The following is a 19,313-nucleotide window of genomic DNA, read 5'->3' on the forward strand; positions in this document are numbered from 1 at the left end:
AACCACTTAAAAACTAGTGGTTGCTTTTTTTTTGCATTAAATCAGCATGGAGCGATTAGCTAATGCAAAAGATCAGGCCACCATAGCTAAACAAGCGTTTAGTTATCAGAAAGAGAAGGAATTAAGAATGAATAATAGAGACGATAAACCACAATTGAGTTTCTACCGTCCAGAGGAACACCGCTGGTGGAAAAGCCCCAAGAAAATTGGAATAGGGTTGGGGGTAGTTGCTGTATTAGGACTTAGCTATTACGGCTATGACAAGTTTAATCACTATCAGATTGAACAACGAGTGTCAGCAAATCAAAAAGCTGATTCAGGTAAAAAGCACAAGGTTGCTAGTCATGCAGATAAGTTAGCTAACAAGGATATTTCTTTTGATCAGAATACTGATATACCTGACGCAGCAACATTGCAGAAGTATCGTTCGTCAAGCGAAAAATTGAGCTTTGACGGCTATATTAGCGTGCCTAAGCAAAATGGTGTCACTGTACCAATTACGCCTCTACAAATCAACGAGGGAGCCTCTAATAAGGTGTTAGCCTATGGAGCCGGTACGGTAAAGCCAAATCAAGTTATGGGGCAGGGCCGCTACACAGTGGCAGCACATAACGTTGGTTATGGTGGCGGGAAATTGATGTTTTCACCAATGCAAAAAGATTCATCGATTGACGTTGATAAACAACCAAAAGTTTATTTAACGGATATGAAGAAAATCTACGTGTATCAGTTAAACAAAAAATCTGACAATCCAACCGGAAAGCAATCGATTTCATTTAAAAACAATGGAAAGATTGCTGATGATTCGCAAGTTAAGGACGGCGTGCCGGAAATTGCAATGGTTACCTGTGATGAGGACGGACTTGTGTTTAATTGGCACCCAGAAAAACGACTTATTATGATCGGAAAGCTGATTAAAACAGTTGATGTTCGATATGCTACGAGTTCCGAAAAGTCCCTTTTCCCAGCGTTAGCAGAGTAAGGAGGAGATTGTAATGATTCAATTCTACTTACGCTATAACGTGGCAAAACATGCCCCAGTTGGCGTATTTAATTCAAAAGGTAGTCAACAAGATTGCGTCGATATTCCTGTTGCTGTTGAAGAAATAGCAGAGGCAACTAAATTTATTTTTATTAATATTCACTATTCTGATAATCAGATTGAAATTACTAGTTTGTTACCGGTTGATGATTTAAAGGATCGAGTATTCATGGTCAAAACCAATGCCATTAACTCACTAGAGAGTTATGCAGCGGTGGCCTTAGAAGAATTGATCGAACAATTGAATCACGGCACGGCAACGACACATGACGGGGTTCAGCCAACGACTGAATATATGTATATAGGAGAGCACTACCAATGGTCTGTCATACCGTGGTAGCGACAATAGGAGATATTGAGAATGGAATTTTTGAAGAACGTACCAAGTAAGAAGGCTTTTGCATTATTTAGTACAGGATTGATGTTAATAGGAAGCAGCCCTGTTGGCGTAGTTACTGCACAAGCATTAGCAGATGACACTGATACTAGCCAATCAACCAGCTATAACGTTGATTATACGGATAGTGATAAAAAGATCGCGGACGCAAAAGCGAAAGGCATGGCAATTAAAGAGACCACAAAGACGGTCACTGTTAATACAAGAGCCGACGCGAAGAAAGCTCAGGAACAAGCCAAGGCTGATAAAGGAACCCAAGATACGTCACTTGATAAGTCGATTAGCAGTTACAATGATTGGTCAGGCGGTAATACAGGTATTAATGGAGTGAAGCCTGGTGACATTAATCAGCAATTGATTATGAAGAAAGAGCCTAACGCCAAGACAGAGGTCAATATTACAAATAACAGCGTGACGGCCAAGAAGTTGACGTTGGATCAAATGAACAGCGGAACAACTGAATTACCAGGAGGATTTAATCCAAGTAATTCTGGAATCAAGTCAACTTATGGCTTGTATGTACACTCTGCAAATGGAACAAAGGGCGTTAGCGGTGACTTTGGAACAGTTACTTACTCAAATCTTGAGAATACCACTTACAATGGAAAAAAGATTTCTAAGCTTGAAGTTGGATTATCAGATTTGGGAGACAATCCGGTAAAAAATTCATCATGGGCTCCAGGTGTAATTATTTATCAAGATCCAACAGATACAATTCGAAATATCCAAACTTTGGGTACTAGCCTTACGTATCGGTACTATGATGAAAATGGAAATAAGATTGATCCAGCAGATAATACTGCTGAATTCACAGTTGGTTCGTTGAACACTGGGTATGGGGATTCAAATGGTGTGGAAACAGCAACCGGTGATACAAATTCAGCGCACTACTTACGTGAAACTGTTCAAGTTGTGGACGGTTCAGCGAAAATGTATAAGTTGGAAGGTTCAAGTGTCACAATTCATGATGACAATAAGGCTTATGCGGACGCAAGTAATACCGCAATTGGCGGGCTGAGTGATCCAAATCATGTAATGCCTAAGTCTTGGGACGGCTGGGATAGTACAAGTGCTTCTAATCGAATTGTTGGTTCTGTGTTGATTGGATTTAAAAATGGCGATGATCCTAAGATTCGTTTCGCGACGGAGACTAACGGGACTAGTGATGATGCCTTTGATCAATGGGGAACAGTTTCCACTACAATCGATCCTTCCCGTCCAGCACCAACAGGAAATTATGAGAAAACGAATATCGTAGTTAAGGGCGAGCAATCAGAAGTAGAGAAAGCATTTATTGCTGATACATCGAGTTGGAAACTATCAAAGGTTTCAGATGAGACTGATGCCAAAGGAGCAAGCAACGACGCTGCAACGCCAATTGATGAATCAACTAGCAATGACACACCGAAATCAGATGTTGAAAAGAATGATGTAGCCTTAGATCAATCATTCGGTTATACGCTGACAACATCGATTGATTCATTCGATAAGGCTGGGCAACCAGTTAATTCGTTCAAGCTAATTGATAATTTGGCGGCTCCATTGTCGCTTGAAGGTGTACAAATTATTGATAAGACGGATGAAAACAAGGATATTACTAATGACTTTAGTTTGACCGGTAAAATCACTGCCACCCTTAATGAGGGAGAAGCTGAGAAGCTTGAGGGACACGTAATTGAGGCACGTTTTGGAGTAAAAATCCCGAAGGACGCAGACCTATCAGGTTATAAGCAAGACGACGGATCATACCAAATTCCAAATATCGGAAGTAAGTCGCAGAATGAGGACACCACGACATCGAATGAGGTTGATGTTGTAAATACCCCTGACGCTCCAGCACCTACTAAGGAAGCTCCGGCAAAGGACTTACCAACGACTGGAACAACTAATCCGGTAATGTCATTCTTCAACCAGCTATTCAATAGCTTCAAATAATGGTGGCTTGAATGAAGAAAGCATTATTATTTGCCGCTACTTTACTGTCATCAATAGCTATCGGTCTAAGTGTTGCTGAGGTGCATGTAAATGTTGACGCACAAGTGACGTCTCAATCCTCTGCTTCTAATGACGATCCGCAACAAATGGGAACGGTAACCTATCAATTTATAGATATGGATAATGGCGAGAAAATTAGAGATGATGAAACATTGACTGGAAAAGTCGGTGATACATGGTCTTACGATCCGCGCAAACACGTTCATGATTATCAAATGCCAAATGCTGTGGCCTTTGACGGTACTTTTACGGTTGAACCACAAGTTATCAAAGCATTCTTTACACCCGCCAAAGACGGTAGTCTCAATGTTTATTACAAGTATTCAGACCAAAGTGGTAAGGAAATTAAGACTACTGATAGTACAACCTACGGTATGTGGGAAAATTTTCAAGCTGATATTAACAAGTTTGAGTTGAAAGATTGGGAGCTAGATTTAGATAAATCAATTTATTCTATCGACTTTGGAGTTGGTAATAAAATTGAAGTACCTTTACGTCAATTAGCGGGTACAAATTCATTAGCAAATACAGTTAGTCAAATACAAGCGTCCCCTGGTTATGGCAGTGATGCAACAATAGGTTTCGATTTAGTCTATACACGAGTTCAATCGAACGTTACGGCAAATTATGTTGATGAAAATGGCAATTCAATTAGTAATCCTAAAGTAATGACCGGAAATGTTGGTAATACGTATAGCTTTGAAACACAAGATATTGAGGGTTATTCATTATCTAGTGTATCTGGCCCTATCAGTGGCACGTATGGAAATGAGGATCAAACAGTTACTTACGTGTACAAGAAAATTAAACAAGACGTTACTGATTCACAGATAGTCAACAAGGATTCTGACACTGATAATTCGTCATTAAGTAGCAATGTTGTAGCAAATAAAGGAGATATTGCTATAAATATCGGTGGAATTGCACTGAAAACAGCTAATTTGTCGCAACAAGCTACAACACCATTTAACAATTTAAAAGCTGCTGAGATGAGTAATCAAAATTCGTTACCTGATACAGGGAGCAACCCAGGAGTGTCGATTACTCTTGCTGGGCTATCGATGTTAGTGGTTAGTTTAATGATTATTTTGAAGAGCGAAGAATATTAAAGAAGAGGAGGTAAGGTTTTGGTAGACAAGTTAATTCAAATACGGGTTAAGCAAGATGTAAAACAAAAAGTTGATGAGTTATTTGAACGTAATGGGATAACAACTCAGGTAGCAATACAAATGTTTATAATGCAGGTCGCCAATACGGAGAAAACACCGTTTGACGATCTTTTTTAATTCAAAAATGAGGCGTAAGCGGTGGTTAGGGGATATAAAAAGATAGGAGAAAATTAACATGGCAATGTATAAGCGACCAACTGAAAGAAAGCCTGAAACGGTTCAATTTCCAGCAGGCTTGAATCAAGCCAAGATCGAAGGAGCGAAGCTTAGTATTAGTAAGAATGGTGATACTAATATGATAGTGCTAAAGCTTGTTGGTTCATTGAATGAAGTTGGTTATTACAACCTAACGTTTGGCAACTCAATGACTGACACTAATCTTATGTATATTTTGGCAAGTATTGAAGATCACGGTGTAGTAATTCCGGAGATTGATTTTGGGTACAACCAACTTACTGTAAATTTCTTGAAAGGTAAGTCAGTCTTTATCAATGTGGTAAAGAAAAAGTATCAAGGAAAGGCACGCTCAGAGGTCGAAAAGTTTTTAAATGCGAATGAGTTTGGCATTGAACAACATGGCAGAGAAGATTTACCAGAGGAAATGGACGAAGAACTAGGATTTTAATTTAAAAAGTAGAGAACTCTACTTTTCTACTTTGCACAAGCAACCTGAATCGAATAGGTTGCTTTTTTATTTTGAGGAGAAGAAAAACATGGAAATTGTTATTAAACTAGTTACCGCGTTAGGGACCGTTGGTGTAGTTATTGGTCTTTTTGCGGTTTATACCGGTTATATGAAATTCTCAACAGGGCAGAAGAATGATAATGGCCCAGCTGTTGATCAAGGAATCCAATCAATGGTATTAGGTGGAGTTATGGCTGCAATGAGTGGTGGTATTGCAGCAACTATTATCGCTGCACTAAACAATCTGCCAAAGTAGGTGTGTTGAATGAACGTAGACAAAGATACGCTTAACAAATTGCTTTCTAGTCTTAAATCATATAATCCGACAGCTAACACGTTTTCTGAGGCTGTTGCTAAGGTTGTGTTGCCCGTTGCGATAATTATTGTTGGCATTATGTGGTATATGGACTTTGTTGATGTGAAGAAGCAATTAACGAGTAGTGACGCGAATATGGGTTTCGAATTTTGGATTCAAAGTAGTATGAAATATGTTATTGGAATTATGTTGATCACATTTTCTCCAATGTTAATAGACGCAGTGATGTACATCTCATCTGTTATAGGACACCTGATTAATTCAGTTAGTCTACAAGGTGGTCACGGGAGTGTTAGTATTCCAGAGATTACAAAGAAAGCGCATGGTTGGGAAAAGTTTGTAATTGGGTGGCTCCAATCTGTTGGAAGAATTGGACTTTGGACTAACCAGATAATTGCAAAGCTCCTAATTTTTTTAAGATTTTTAATGTTGTACGTCATGAAAGCAGTAGCTCCAATTATGATTGCTTCGTATGTAAGTGACGAATTTAAATCCGTTGCAATAGGATATATCAAACAATTTACTGCGTTAATAATTCAGGGTTTTGTGCTGTTATTAATTTTGAAGATCTATCCGGTGTTAATTAACAATGACATTTTCAATGTGGCAGCAAGCGGTGACGTGGCTCAGAATCTTGCGGCAATGTTCTTAGTAATCGCAAAGGCATTTGTAATTGCTGCAACATTAATTGGATCCCAAGTATTAACAAGACGTTGGATGGGGGTTTAAGACATGGCTTTACAATCAGAGTTTCATCCGGATTTATCAAAAATTGAACCGATTGTTTGGAAAAGTTTGACAAAATCTCAGTTGATTATGATCGTTCAGATCATACCAGCGATTGCAGTAATAGGTGTTGAACTTTTTGTGATTAAGGGCTTCATGTTTTATATTACGGCATTTCTAACTGGCACGTTGTTTGTTGTACCCGCGTTTCTAAAGGGTACAGGACGGTTGGAAGCTGCAAAAGCAAACTGGTTTTTTAACATGAAAATTCAAGAACGATATTACAGTAGTGGACAAATAAGGAAGTATACAGCAGATGAGTTTATTCAAAAAAAAGAAGTCAAAGAAACTGACAGTTTCACAAATTAGGAAGCAAGAACGGCTAAGGAAAACAGCTCCAACAACCCAAAATACAATCAAATACACATCTCAATTTCAAAATGGACTAATGCACATTGTTGAAAATGAATATTCTAAAATGTGGAAGTTGGGAAAAATAGATTATGAAGTAGTATCACGAGAAGATCAGGAAAATGTTGCAGTTAGTTATGCGAATGCCCTTAATGTATTGGATAAGGACTCCAGGTATCAACTGATAACTGTCAATAAGCGACTCGGAACTAGTGTTTTGGACGGCATTTTAATTGAGCCACAAGGTGACGGTTTCGACGATTATCGCAATGAGATGAATGAGATTGTTCTAAGTCGATATAGTCAAGATCAGAAAAACTTTGAAGCTACAAATTATATGGTACTGACTAAGGAAGCCAGAGACAGTAAACAAGCCAATAGGTTGCTTAATAATTTGCATAGTAAGTTTGACAAAGAATTTAACGATACTGATCTAGGATTAGGGTTTCAAGAATTAGACGGTATGGATAGATTAAAGATCATGAATAGTATTTTGAGGCCTGGGTACGAGTTCACAGTTGACTATAAAGACATGGCAATAAGTGGACTAAATAGTAAGTCATTCATTGCACCGAACCGTTTAGAATTTAAGGATTCGTATTTTAAAATTAATGGAAAATTTGGTGCTGTACTTTATATACGTGAATATCCAAAGAACCTAGAGGATCGATTGATACAGAAGCTAACTGATTCGGGACACGAGTTGGTTATTAGTATTCATGCTAGGCCTTATAATATGGTTGAAGCACGTAAGGAAATCAGAAAAAAACAAACTTTGAATAATGCCGAAAAGGTACGTCAGCAGAAAGAAAATTTTAAAAATGGAATATCCGATGATATGATCGCTGGAAGTGTTTCGGAAATTGGAGAAGCAACAGACGGTTTGAACAATGAATTTCGGGAAAATGGTCAAAATTTATTTTCAGGCATTTTTACAGTCATGCTGGTTGAAGATACTAAGGATAAGCTCACAGATACAATAGAAAATATTAAAGATATTGGTCATGAGGAATCAGTAGACTTTGAAGAGACTTATCAGTTCCAGGAAGAGGCACTAAACACAATTCTGCCAATTGGTAAACCATATCTTGATATTGAACGGAATTATATGCGTGACATGACAACAAGTAATGTAGCGATTGAGATACCGTTTACTAATGTTGACCTTCAAAGTCCCACGGGGCAATACTACGGTCAAAATCAAATGAGCCATAATTTAATCACAGTCGATCGAAAGCGTGACTTAATCACTCCCTCTGGGCTATATTTGGGGTCTTCTGGGTCGGGTAAGTCGATGAATGTTAAATGGGGTATGACAACTACGTTGTTAAATCCAGCAAACGCAAACGACAAAACAATTATTGTTGATCCAGAAAGTGAGTATCTAGAGATCGGTAAAGAATTTGGAGCTGAAATTTTGGATATTTCGTCAGGAACAAATAACCATTTGAATTTGCTTGATTTACCGGATAAAAACCTTTTGCAAAAGGAAGATCAAAATGTTGATGTTGTTAAAGAAAAGGCAAATTTGTTGGCCGGATTATTCGCTTCAATTTTGAATGATTTCACAGATGAAGAAGCAAGTATTGTTGACCGCGTAACAAGATTAACTTATGAGCGTTTTGCTGATGTTAATAGAACTCCGACCTTAGTTGATTGGTACGCTATTCTTAGTGACCAGCCAGAAGATGAAGCAAAGGGATTGTACATTAAAGTAGAGCCATATACAGTAGGCTCACAAAATATATTTGCTTATGAAACAAATATCAACATGAACGGTAAGTTTTTAATCTTTAATATCAAACAGCTAGATGAACGATTAAAGCCATTCGCAATGAAAGTGATTTTAGACCAAATTTGGAAGCAAGTTGTAGCTAACCAAAATAAAATCACTACCTGGTTATACTTTGACGAATTACAGCTTAATTTTGACACAGCTGAAAATGCGGATTGGTTCTGGAAATTGTGGAGCCGTGTGCGTAAATATGGTGCTGTCCCAACTGGAATTACACAAAATATCTCAACATTATTGGAACAGCCAGCAGGGCGGAAAATGATTTCAAATTCAGAATTTCTTGTACTATTGAGACAGAAAGCGGTTGATTTACAGGACTTGACTAAAGTTATCAAAATATCACAGCCGATGCTTAAATATGTTGGTGAAAAGGTGCAGCGTGGAACGGGTCTGATTTCAGCCGGCGGTACAGTTGTACCATTTGAGAACCCAATTCCAGAAGATACTAAGCTCTTTGAACTCATGAATACAGATTCTATCTAAAGGAGGCTAAATATGAGTGAGGAGCAAGAGCCTAAACTCAAACGGGCTTTTAAAGATAGTAAGGATTTTAGAAGCGATGTGAAAGATCGTATTGGTAACAATAAATTTGTTAAGCCAAGAGAAGCTACTAAGGTTACTAAAGATTCATTTGTTAAGGCAAAGAAAGAATTAAAGGAAGAAAAATCAGCGTTCAAGGAAGCCAAAAGGGACGCTAAGAAATTTAATTCTGAGGAGCCAATAAAGAAATCTAAAAAAATGAAGGAAGCTGAACGTGAGAGACGGCTCAGTAAGAAAGTGTACCGACGTACCAAGAAAAACGATACAAGCAGGCTATCTAACAAAGCCAAACGAGCCACTAAATATCAGGCCAAAAATTTTGCGAGTAATAAGACACAACAAAAGCTTCAGGAAGATGACACGCTGGCTTCTGCGATCGAGGCAAAACGCCATATTCGTCAGGCAAAAAGGTATTATCAACAATCGAAACCAGTTGTAAAACTAGCTAATAAAGGCGTTCGAACTACTTATCATTTTGCTGATAAGACGCAAAATATGTTTCGTGGGAAAGGGTTTCAATCTACACCAGATCAACTAAAAACAAGAAACAAATTGCGTCGAGCAATGCAAAAGAAAATTGCGACGTCAAAAAAGGCTACGACAGCGACTAAGGGACTATCCAAGATAGTCTCTTTTTTTAAAAAGAAAACAAAGGTCAAAGCCTATTCTTTGGGAATAGTAATCTTGCTGTGTATTTCATTTTTTATGGGCGGAGCACTTGGCGGTAATATGGCAATATACCAAGAGGATAAGGATTTAACTGATTCGTGGACGTATTTATCATACGTAGACGCTCAGCACTCTAGCTCAGGTAATGTGTTCTACTCAAAATTGGACGATGTAATGTTCTATATGAACTATCGTTTTGAGGATTATTCACTAAACGATGTAATGGATCCAGGGACACATATTGGTACTTATAAAGGCTACCTGAATGATATTTGGAAAGGTCTAAATGGATCAGAGTTGAAGTACGAACTAAATACTATGGATAACCTGGAGAAAGACAAAAATTCGCCTTTCAAGTTAGATTCAGATGATTATGAGGAAATGAAAGAAATTGATGATGACACAGGTTATACAGATTTATCAAACCAACTGGATTTTCCGATTGATACTGATAATTTAATAGTTAGTCATCGTTACGGCTATGAACGAAATGGTGAAGATATTAAGTTACGAGACAATATTGACGCGGTTACTACTGCTCAACAAAACGTTAAGGCACCTTTAAACGGTAAGATTGAATTACCAGCAAAAAAGGGTCAGTTAATAATTACTGATGGGAAAGACGTAAGATTAACCTTTACTGGAGTAACAACTGACCGTTTTGTTGGCGGAGAAAAGGTAAAATCGGGCGACGTTGTGGGCCAAGTCACAGGTACTACTTTAAACATCAAGTATGAAAAATATGACGACGATGATAAAAAATGGTTTACAGTCAATCCAGGCTTCTACTTTCCGAAAGTCACATATACTCAGTTCACAACCCTTGCAAGTTCAGATTTTAGTCCGACAGGAGACGTATCAAAGCGCGCTCAACAAATTTATGATTACCTTTCAAAGTTGGGATATACAAAAGAGGGTATTGCAGCAATGATTGGAAACTTTGATGTTGAAAGCCATATCACAGCTAAGCGTGCAGAGGGAGACTACTTGAAGCCACCAGTTGGAGCAAGTGACAGCTCTTGGGACGATCCTAATTGGTTAGCTATGGGTGGGCCAGAAATATACAACGGGCGTTTTTCCAATATCAAACATCGAGGCTTGGGATTGGGTCAGTGGACTGATACTGGTGACGGTGGTAATCGACACACCTTGTTATTAAACTATGCTGGTAGTAAAGGTAAGCCCTGGTATGATTTAGGTTTGCAAATTGATTTCATGTTAAATGGCGACAATCCAGGGTCACAAACGGCATTAAAAAATGTGTTGTCGAGAAAAGCAGGATCAACGATCCCAGCGCTCACTCAATACTTCCTAATATTTTATGAGGGGAATCCTGGAGATAAATTAGCTCAACGTATTCAATCAGCAACGAACTGGTATAACTACTTTAATAACAATGGTGGATCCCATTTAGGAGAATCTGGTCAAAAAGTATTTGACGCATATAAAGATAAAATTCAACCTGAACCAACGAATAAAGAACAGAAAGACGGTTATCCTGGGAACGCGTACGCGCTTGGAAACTGTACTTGGTATGTCTATAATAGAGAAGCACAGCTTGGCCATAGTATTAACCCCTATATGGGTAATGGTGGTGAGTGGTCGCGAAACTATACAAAGACACCAGGAGCGAGCTTAACGGGTAATCCACAACGTGGAGATATAGCGGTTTTCAATGGTGGAGTTGCAAGTACGTCGGCACAATACGGTCACGTTGCGGTTGTAGAATACGTTAATCCAGACGGTAGCTTTGTTGTATCAGAGATGAATTATGGCGGGATATACATTATGAATTGGCGCGTTCTGAATAAGCAACCAGGTATTTCATTTATTCATTTAGGTTAGGTTAATTGGAAAGGATGTTAAAAGTAGAAAACTCTACTTTAATTGGGTATTAAATTATGTATGATGAGAAGAAGATTAAACGTTTTAAGTATGCTGCCGGTGTTGTAGTAGCGATTGTGTTGCTTGTAGTTGGTTACAGTGTTGGTAATCTAACAACTAGTATGTCAACAAATAATAAGGTCACAACTAAGACTACTGAAAGCAAAAAAAGTGAATTAAGTCGAGCAACGGTCGAAAAATTTGACTTAGCTTTTTTCACTAAAAAAGATCTTGGTGAGAATCGTAATCGTTACAAGGGCTTGATGACTGAGGCGATGTATAACCAGGAAGTATCAGAAGAAAATAAACCAGTAAATCAAGCTTACAAAGGCTTGGTAATCGATCAAGTTTTGAAAGACCAAACAATTTATATTGATACGAAAGATAATACAGCGATTGTAGATGTTGAATATACTAACACTCAACTGCAAGAGCCAAATAATTTGAAAACAGCATTAAAAGATCAATCAAATAAGGCAACGTTGAAACTAACATTCGATAAACAAGGTAACAAATATCTTGTGAACGAAATTAAGTGGCTTTCAACTAATGAATTATCTAGCGATACAACAAATTATTCGCAATCTACTAGCTTTAGTAATACCGCATCGTCGGATACAGCGAGTTCTACAAGCACTAGTTCAAATGTAACGAGTGGTACTTCAACTTCAAGCACCTCAAGCTCATCGGAAAGCAGTGGAACTAATGGTGACTTAGCTGGAACTTTCCAACTATATTAGGAGTAAATAATGGCTAAATTAGCAGCTTTACAGGCAAAACAAGATAAACTTGCTAAACAGATAGAAAAGAAGCGTGAGGAGCTTAATATAGCTGAAAACGAGCTAGAAGCTTTAAACACTGAAATCGTGTCTCAATTGTTGGTAGAGAACAATATGACAATGAATGACCTGGTTAAAATAGCAAGTGGAAATTCAAATAACTGATAGCAAAGCAATCTCAATTGAGGTTGCTTTTTTTACATACCTAGGAGGTTATAGTGGGAATCTTTAGTAAGAAATACAATTATGAACTTGTGAATCCAGTAAACTTTGGAGAGTTTGACCCAAAGAGCGCTGAGGAACTAATAAGTATTATTGAATCTGAGAGTTATCGCTTAGAGGATAGTAATCAAAAAGGATCAGTAGTCGCTGCGAAAAGTCTTGCGAATAAGCGTAAGGAAATCTTTGTTGCAATCAAGGTGGATTTACCTTTGTCTCCAGGTACAGATATTGATGAATTGCTAAGCGATCTATACTCAAAGAAGTACGTGCCGTTTGATGAAAAGATTTTCGATGACGGTCCTGTATTTGTAAAACCACAGGAACCACATGATAAGAACAAAGCAAGTCAGCAAGATGTTGAACCGGATATGCCAGAAGAGATGAAAGCATTGCTTGCACAATCAAAGGGCGGTTCAAATGCACCTGCTCCGACAGAAAAGGTACCGGAGCAGACAGGAAATTCTGAGCTTGAAGCAATGCGTGAAATGATGAAGACCCAGCAGGAAATGATGAAAGCTCAGGACGAAAAAATTAATAGATTGACTAGGGAGCTAGTAGATCGAGAAGTTGAAGAAACTCCAGTTTCGTCTGAGACACAACCAATAACTGAAAGTGCACCTGAATCATTAGCAAGCACAGTTGTAGTTGATCCAGTAGAAACTAAAACTGATACGGAAATAACGAGTGAGGAGACAGCACCAGGGCATTCTGTTGAAGCTAAAAGCGCAACGGTAGATTTACGGGGTATTGTGAAGCAGACAAGTTCAGCAATCAGTGCTAGCTTGCTATCCTACGTGGCGGCAGAAAAGACCAGGATTGCAACAGAAATGCGGCAACTGGATAAGCGTCACTTGATCGAGCCCGAAGTTAAGGCCCGTTTGGAGAAGCAAAAGCATGATACTATCAAGAGCCTAACCCAAGAAAATGACACTCAAAAGAGTGCAGCTATTACCGAAGAAAACACCAGGCATGAAGCAAAATTGTCCGAGATCGATCAACACTTTGCAGCTGAGTTGAAGAGCGACGTAAAGTCGGCAACGGATCAATTAGCCAAACAAGCTACACAAGAGATCGATTCAGAGTATAAGAAGCAAACCGCTCAACTTGATAGTATCTTGAAGGGTAAGACAGACGAGTTGCAAATGCTCCAGCGTGAAGTAAATGAGGGCTTGCATAATGGCCTGGAGGAAGCATTGAATGATTTCAATACGGATCACGAGCAAGTAATCAAAGATGTTGAAAGCCAAAGAGTTGGCGACAATGTTGTAACTATGCACGCATAAATAAAAGTAGAGAAGTAGAGTTTTCTACTTTTTATACTTGAATAGGGTAAACTAGGGTTAATAAATTAATTGGACTGGAGCGAGACTATGGTTTTAGATAATAAATTAAATATTACTGATCAGGTTGAACTTAGCCGTAAGGAAGAGTTAATTAGTAAGACACGTGCTAAGCAATTGTTTGATACGGGCGAAATTAACAATGTTGAGGTTGGGACTTTTAAAGGCCTTGCATTAATTCATAAGTACCTTTTCGATGATATATATGATTTTGCGGGTCAAATTCGCAACGTAAACATCGCTAAGGGTAATTTCCAGTTTGTCCCACGTATTTACCTTGAACCAGCTTTAAAAGCCATTGATAAGCTCCCACAGAGCAATTTCAATGAGATTGTTGAGAAGTATGTTGAAATGAACGTGGCCCACCCATTTAGAGAGGGTAATGGCCGCAGTACAAGAATTTGGCTTGACCTGGTATTTAAAAAAGAACTAGGTAAGGTTGTTGATTGGCAAAAGGTAGATAAAGAAGATTATTTATTAGCAATGGAGCGTAGCCCCATTAAAGATACTGAGATCAAGGTGTTGTTAAACGACGCAATGACCACAGAAATTAATGATCGCCAAATCTACATGAAGGGTATCGACGCAAGTTATTTCTATGAGGGTTACTTTGAGTACCCTACTGAATCGTTGAAGTCGATCGAGAACAAGTTTGATGAGCGTCTTGCTAAGACAGAATGGCAAAAGGATTCACAGGTCATAGACCAGGAGCCATTTATTGAAAACGATCTTAAAGCAAGAAAATAAATAGATGACAGAAACAGGATCTTTCGAGGTTCTGTTTTTTTATTGCAGAAAAGTAGAGTTTTCTACTTTGTACTTTGAGTTGGAGGATTGTATGACTAGTAAAAGAATTTTAAAAATCACAGGTACGAACTTATATATTTTGCAGATTGAGGCCGCAGACACCTTTGTGCTGACCGGTGATCCAGTGATTGCAAGCCCAGCAGACGAAATTTTAAAAGAACCAACGAGTAAAACAATTTCTGCATATTTTCCAGCAGGAATTGAAGTTGTCAATCAATTAGGCGAGTTACCAAAATATTTGGAAACAGAAGCAGGTATTGGAATATCTGAAAAGATTTAGTGATAGAGAAGTAGAGTTTTCTACTTTTTTTATTGGAGAAAATTATGGAACAAAAAGAAGTTATTCATAAAATATCAGTTGGCTCAAATATGACTATTCGGGCAACGGTACAGTTGTTAGATCAGATAGAAAATTGGTTAAGTGACACGATTAAGTCACATATCAATACAACAATGGTGGGCGAGCAACCGTTGTATAAGTTGCTAAATAATTCAAATAGTCCTTTAACGTCAGAATTGGTCAATGAATCCGTTAGCCTGGATAAGCTAAAGGAATACTTGAATGAACAAGGCTTAGCTTTTGCATTTAAGGAAAACAAGGACGGCAGCCGAAATTTGTTCTTTAAAGTCCAGGATAAAGAACTTGCATTTAAAGCCCTGGAGAATGTTAAGAACGATATGCTAAGCAATCCCGACGGTGTAGCTAACAGAATCGTTAAGGATCCTACTAAAGTGACCTTTGCTGAAAAGGTTGCAATTGCCCTGGAAGATCAACGCAAATTACCAAAGCAAAATGCACCAGAGATCAAGGTTAATACACCAGAGATCGGAGGTATTAAGTAATGCAGACATACAAGAAGAATGGCAAGATCTATTTTGTTATCAGTATGATATTGGCAGCCGTTGGATTTATATTAGGGAATTGGGTCGTTTCGGCTCCAGGACTGACCGGCCTTGATAAATTTGTCTACGTAACGTCGAGTTTAGGTTGGCATGAACTAGCTGATCACTTATTGAATTATGTATTCATGTTTAACTGGTGGTCTGTTGGTGCAGCTGGCATCGGAATGATCTTAGGAATGTTCTTATACATGTATGGTAACGATCATGGAATCTATCGCGTTGGAGAAGAACATGGTTCAGCGCGTTTTGCTAAACCAGAGGAAATGAAAAAGTACCAGGATAAAAATCCTGATAACAATATCATTTTTACAGAGAATGCTCAAATGGGATTGTTTAACCGCAACCTTGATCGAGATGCGCAACGAAATAAAAACACTGTTGTCATTGGAGGCCCTGGTGCAGGTAAAACATTTAACTATGTCAAACCAAATATTATGCAGATGAACGCTAGTTTTGTCACCACTGACCCAAAAGACTTATTGGTACATGAAATGGGTCAAATGCTTGAAGACAATGGCTATAAGGTCAAAGTTTTTGACTTGGCCAGCTTAGGTGAATCAACTGGCTTTAATTCAGATACATTTAACGTGTTCAATTACATGAAAACAGAACTAGATATTGATCGAGTTTTGGAATCGATCACAGAAAGTACGAAAAAAGGCGATAAGGGCGGTGAAGACTTTTGGGTACAAGCAGAAGCAACGTTGATTCGTGCTTTTATAGGCTATCTATGGTTTGACGGTCGCGAGAATGACTACACGCCACATTTGGGTATGGTTGCAGATATGCTTCGGTTTACTGAACGGAAAGACCCAAAGAAGCTAAGCCCTGTTGAAGACTGGTTTGAGGAATTAAACGAGAAAGTCCCAAATAACTATGCTTACAAGCAATGGCAGAGTTTTAACAATAATTTCCGATCTGAGACTCGTACTAGTGTTATCGCCATCGCGACGGCCAGATATTCAGTGTTTGATCATGATGATGTGATCGATATGATCAAGCGAGACACAATGGATATTGAATCATGGAACGAGGAAAAGACAGCAGTCTTTATTGGCTTACCTGAAACTAGTACAGCGTTTAATTTCTTGGCCGCAATCTTTGTTACTACAATCATGGAAACCTTACGTCATAAGGCGGATCGCACGTTGAATGGTACTTATAAGCCTAAAACGGCAGACGGCCGGTTGTTACACGTGCGGTTTATCCTTGATGAATTTGCCAATATTGGTAAGATCCCTAACGTCGATAAAGCCCTAGCAACATTCAGAAGTCGTGAAATGTCAGTTGTGATAATTCTGCAAGCCCTAGATCAATTAAAGGTAATGTACAAAAACGGTTGGGCCTCGATGATCAACTTAGCAGATACGTTGTTGTTTCTTGGTGGAGATGAAAAGGAAACGGTTGAGTATCTTTCAAAGCGTGCCGGTAAGCAAACTATTCAATTGAGAAATCATACTGTACAGAATAGCACTAGAGGCGGCAGCGAGAATCGACAAACACAAGGTCGAGACTTAATGACACCTGATGAAATTGGCCGCCTTCCTGGAGATAATGCTTTGCTTTTCGTATCACGTGAGTACGTCTATATGGATCATAAGTACAAGGTTACAGATCACAAGTACGCAGATCAGTTGGCTAATGATCCTTATGATCCGAATTGGTACAAGTATCGACGCTTTAGAAATGAAACCGAGGAACTGCTATACATGGTTGACCCTGAAAATGTGATCGATCATGGTGAGTTGGAAGTAATCTAAAAGTAGAGAAGTAGAGAAGTAGAGAAGTAGAGAAGTAGAGAAGTAGAGAAGTAGAGTTTTCTACTTTTTAATTTGAAAGGGGAATTAACATGAAAAACATTAATGTTCGTTTACGCGCCTGGAGTTTAGAAGCAGTTGGCTACACAAATATCACAGCATTTAATACAAATACAAATGGTGAGATAGTTACTGTGGATGTGAAGTTGCCAAACAAAAGCTTTCCGAACCAGCCAGAGGATTTGTATGATATTGAACGTTGGACTGGTGAGTTTGAAAAAGGATCAGGTAGTAATAAGTCAATTTATGAACATGATATTTTACTTTATGTATATCCTGGCAAGGAGAAGAATACGTCTACTGTTTTTGTTGGGGCAGTGATTGAAGAGGACAATCAATGGGTTGTAACGGACGGATTAACTAAAGCTACTCCATTGCATAAGATCATGAGTACAAACGATTCACTTGTTGACGTGGTTAGTAATTTACATGAAGCAGTTGAGACCTTGTATGAGGATCGCGTTGATGAATATTTAGTTGAATTGGAAAAGGACACGCCCATTGAATACTTTATTGAACCAACTATTAAACAATGCAGAGAAGCAATCCACAAAGAATTGTCGCCATATATGAAAAAGTAGAGAAGTAGAGTTTTCTACTTTTCTACCAAGCAAAGCAACCTTAACTGGTTGCTTTTTTATTTGGAGGAAAGGACATGAATTATCATTCGTTAAAGGAACGTCAAGAAGCGTATAACACAGCAAGACAAATGAATATCCTCGATGTGGCCCAATCCCTGGGCATGGATATGAAGAAGATTGGTTCAGGAAAGGAATATGAATGGCGAGATCACGACGCTTTAAAAATCACCCCAGCCTGGAACCATTTTAACTATTACTCACAGACAGATGAAAACGGAGAACGAGTGCATGGTGGCCCGATTCAATTAGTCCAAGAGATTCAACATGTGAGTTTTGGTGAGGCGGTTGCGTTTCTAACTGGTCAAGATATTGAGAAGTTTAAATACGTACCCGTTGAACGCAAAGAATTTGAGTATAAGTTCAAGGAACACGAGTATACAGATTTAACAGTTGAATATCTAACCAAGGAACGTGGCATTTCACAAAGCACTGTTAAGAACTTGCTTAAACGTGGACTAATAGCTCAGACAAACTTTACTACCGATTTTGAGAATCATAAATCCGAGCCGGTTGTTGTTTTTAAGAGTATCGACGCAAAAGGTGTTGTCAAAGGAGTTTCATTACAAGGCATTTGGGCCAAGGAGGAATATGGTCAACGTGGTCATTTAAAACGGACGCTAGGAGACGGTAATCAAGGTATGGTATTGAAAGTTGGTAATCCTGATTTATCTAACGCCACGCCAGAAAATCCATATACAGTCTTTGTATTTGAAGCTCCAATCGATATGTTGAGTTATTACGACTTATTCAAAGACAACCTAAACAATGCTGTACTTGTGGCTATGAACGGTAAGAAGCCGGTTGTGATCAGCAATGTATTAGCAGACGCCATTAATCCAAACGCTCGACCTGAGCTAAAAGAGAAAGCCCTGGAGACAGTCGATAAGAATATGCGATCGGATATATTCAAGATCGTATTTGCTGTTGATAATGACGTACATGGAATTGAGTTTATCGACAAAATCAACATCGAGAATATTCCAGTTGTACGTCATTTACCCAAGATGTTACCTGGTAAAGAAAAGACGGATTGGAACGATATGTTGAGGTATGTAAGATCTAAGGCTAAGACAAACTCTTTTGAAGCAAGGCTGAATAAGGCACAAGCAGATAATACTGGATCAGTTCAGCCAGAAAAAATGGCAGCGAAATCAATTTAAATAACGAAGTGGAAA

19 protein-coding genes and 1 pseudogene are annotated in these 19,313 nt (G+C 38.6%); all 20 read left to right on the forward strand.

Going from position 1 to position 19,313, the window contains the following annotated elements; genetic code table 11:
• The first annotated feature begins 127 nt into the window (after positions 1-127).
• The 20 genes and pseudogenes from ESZ50_RS10220 (at position 128) to ESZ50_RS10315 (ending at position 19,298) form a co-directional block, all read left to right on the forward strand.
• Positions 128-982: a class A sortase gene (locus ESZ50_RS10220; protein WP_222860811.1), complete on the forward strand. Its 855-nt coding sequence runs from the start codon at positions 128-130 to the stop codon at positions 980-982.
• 13 nt (positions 983-995) lie between these two features.
• Positions 996-1,382 (forward strand): hypothetical protein, encoded by a 387-nt coding sequence (locus ESZ50_RS10225; protein WP_148623661.1) that lies wholly within the window; start codon positions 996-998, stop codon positions 1,380-1,382.
• 21 nt (positions 1,383-1,403) lie between these two features.
• A complete protein-coding gene (locus tag ESZ50_RS10230) occupies positions 1,404-3,374 on the forward strand; it encodes a GbpC/Spa domain-containing protein (RefSeq protein WP_148623663.1) in 1,971 nt (656 codons plus the stop codon).
• A gap of 11 nt (positions 3,375-3,385) precedes the next feature.
• Complete coding sequence (locus tag ESZ50_RS10235) at positions 3,386-4,543, forward strand: MucBP domain-containing protein (protein WP_148623665.1); 1,158 nt, start codon at positions 3,386-3,388, stop codon at positions 4,541-4,543.
• A gap of 18 nt (positions 4,544-4,561) precedes the next feature.
• The gene (locus tag ESZ50_RS10240; protein WP_148623667.1) at positions 4,562-4,720 is read left to right on the forward strand and encodes a type II toxin-antitoxin system RelB/DinJ family antitoxin; all 159 of its coding nucleotides are present in this window, start codon (positions 4,562-4,564) and stop codon (positions 4,718-4,720) included.
• A 58-nt stretch (positions 4,721-4,778) separates the two neighbouring features.
• Entirely contained in the window at positions 4,779-5,228 is a 450-nt protein-coding gene (locus ESZ50_RS10245; RefSeq protein WP_148623668.1) for a type III secretion system protein PrgE, read from the forward strand.
• 88 nt (positions 5,229-5,316) lie between these two features.
• A complete protein-coding gene (locus ESZ50_RS10250; protein ID WP_148623670.1) occupies positions 5,317-5,544 on the forward strand; it encodes a hypothetical protein in 228 nt (75 codons plus the stop codon).
• Between the two features lie 9 nt (positions 5,545-5,553).
• The gene (locus ESZ50_RS10255; RefSeq protein WP_148623672.1) at positions 5,554-6,333 is read left to right on the forward strand and encodes a hypothetical protein; all 780 of its coding nucleotides are present in this window, start codon (positions 5,554-5,556) and stop codon (positions 6,331-6,333) included.
• Positions 6,334-6,336: 3 nt separating this feature from the next.
• Positions 6,337-6,699 (forward strand): hypothetical protein, encoded by a 363-nt coding sequence (locus tag ESZ50_RS10260; protein WP_148623674.1) that lies wholly within the window; start codon positions 6,337-6,339, stop codon positions 6,697-6,699.
• Positions 6,647-9,019 carry a VirB4-like conjugal transfer ATPase, CD1110 family gene (locus ESZ50_RS10265; protein WP_148623675.1) on the forward strand — a complete coding sequence of 791 codons (2,373 nt, stop codon included), beginning with the start codon at positions 6,647-6,649 and terminating at the stop codon, positions 9,017-9,019. Before ESZ50_RS10260 ends, ESZ50_RS10265 begins: the two co-directional genes overlap by 53 nt.
• 12 nt (positions 9,020-9,031) lie before the next feature.
• Positions 9,032-11,590 carry a phage tail tip lysozyme gene (locus ESZ50_RS10270; RefSeq protein WP_246111550.1) on the forward strand — a complete coding sequence of 853 codons (2,559 nt, stop codon included), beginning with the start codon at positions 9,032-9,034 and terminating at the stop codon, positions 11,588-11,590.
• Between the two features lie 56 nt (positions 11,591-11,646).
• Positions 11,647-12,369, forward strand: coding sequence for a hypothetical protein (locus ESZ50_RS10275; RefSeq protein WP_187387625.1), 723 nt, complete (start codon positions 11,647-11,649; stop codon positions 12,367-12,369).
• A 9-nt stretch (positions 12,370-12,378) separates the two neighbouring features.
• On the forward strand, positions 12,379-12,573 hold the full coding sequence (locus ESZ50_RS10280) for a hypothetical protein (protein ID WP_148623677.1): 195 nt from the start codon (positions 12,379-12,381) through the stop codon (positions 12,571-12,573).
• A 53-nt stretch (positions 12,574-12,626) separates the two neighbouring features.
• Positions 12,627-13,913, forward strand: coding sequence for an MICOS complex subunit MIC60 (locus ESZ50_RS10285; protein ID WP_148623679.1), 1,287 nt, complete (start codon positions 12,627-12,629; stop codon positions 13,911-13,913).
• Between the two features lie 87 nt (positions 13,914-14,000).
• A pseudogene (gene fic / locus ESZ50_RS10290) lies at positions 14,001-14,603 on the forward strand (protein adenylyltransferase Fic); the annotation flags it as partial.
• Positions 14,604-14,808: 205 nt separating this feature from the next.
• Entirely contained in the window at positions 14,809-15,057 is a 249-nt protein-coding gene (locus tag ESZ50_RS10295; RefSeq protein ID WP_148623683.1) for a hypothetical protein, read from the forward strand.
• A 44-nt stretch (positions 15,058-15,101) separates the two neighbouring features.
• Positions 15,102-15,620, forward strand: a complete 519-nt coding sequence (locus ESZ50_RS10300) for a DUF3801 domain-containing protein (RefSeq protein WP_148623684.1) — start codon at positions 15,102-15,104, stop codon at positions 15,618-15,620.
• A complete protein-coding gene (locus ESZ50_RS10305) occupies positions 15,620-17,440 on the forward strand; it encodes a VirD4-like conjugal transfer protein, CD1115 family (protein WP_148623686.1) in 1,821 nt (606 codons plus the stop codon). The genes ESZ50_RS10300 and ESZ50_RS10305 overlap by 1 nt, the downstream gene beginning before the upstream one ends.
• Positions 17,441-17,529: 89 nt before the next feature.
• Positions 17,530-18,078 (forward strand): hypothetical protein, encoded by a 549-nt coding sequence (locus tag ESZ50_RS10310; RefSeq protein WP_148623688.1) that lies wholly within the window; start codon positions 17,530-17,532, stop codon positions 18,076-18,078.
• A 74-nt stretch (positions 18,079-18,152) separates the two neighbouring features.
• A complete protein-coding gene (locus tag ESZ50_RS10315; protein ID WP_148623690.1) occupies positions 18,153-19,298 on the forward strand; it encodes a toprim domain-containing protein in 1,146 nt (381 codons plus the stop codon).
• Positions 19,299-19,313: the final 15 nt, after the last annotated feature.

The sequence above is a fragment of the Weissella muntiaci genome (assembly GCF_008107635.1).
Lineage (GTDB): Bacteria > Bacillota > Bacilli > Lactobacillales > Lactobacillaceae > Weissella > Weissella muntiaci.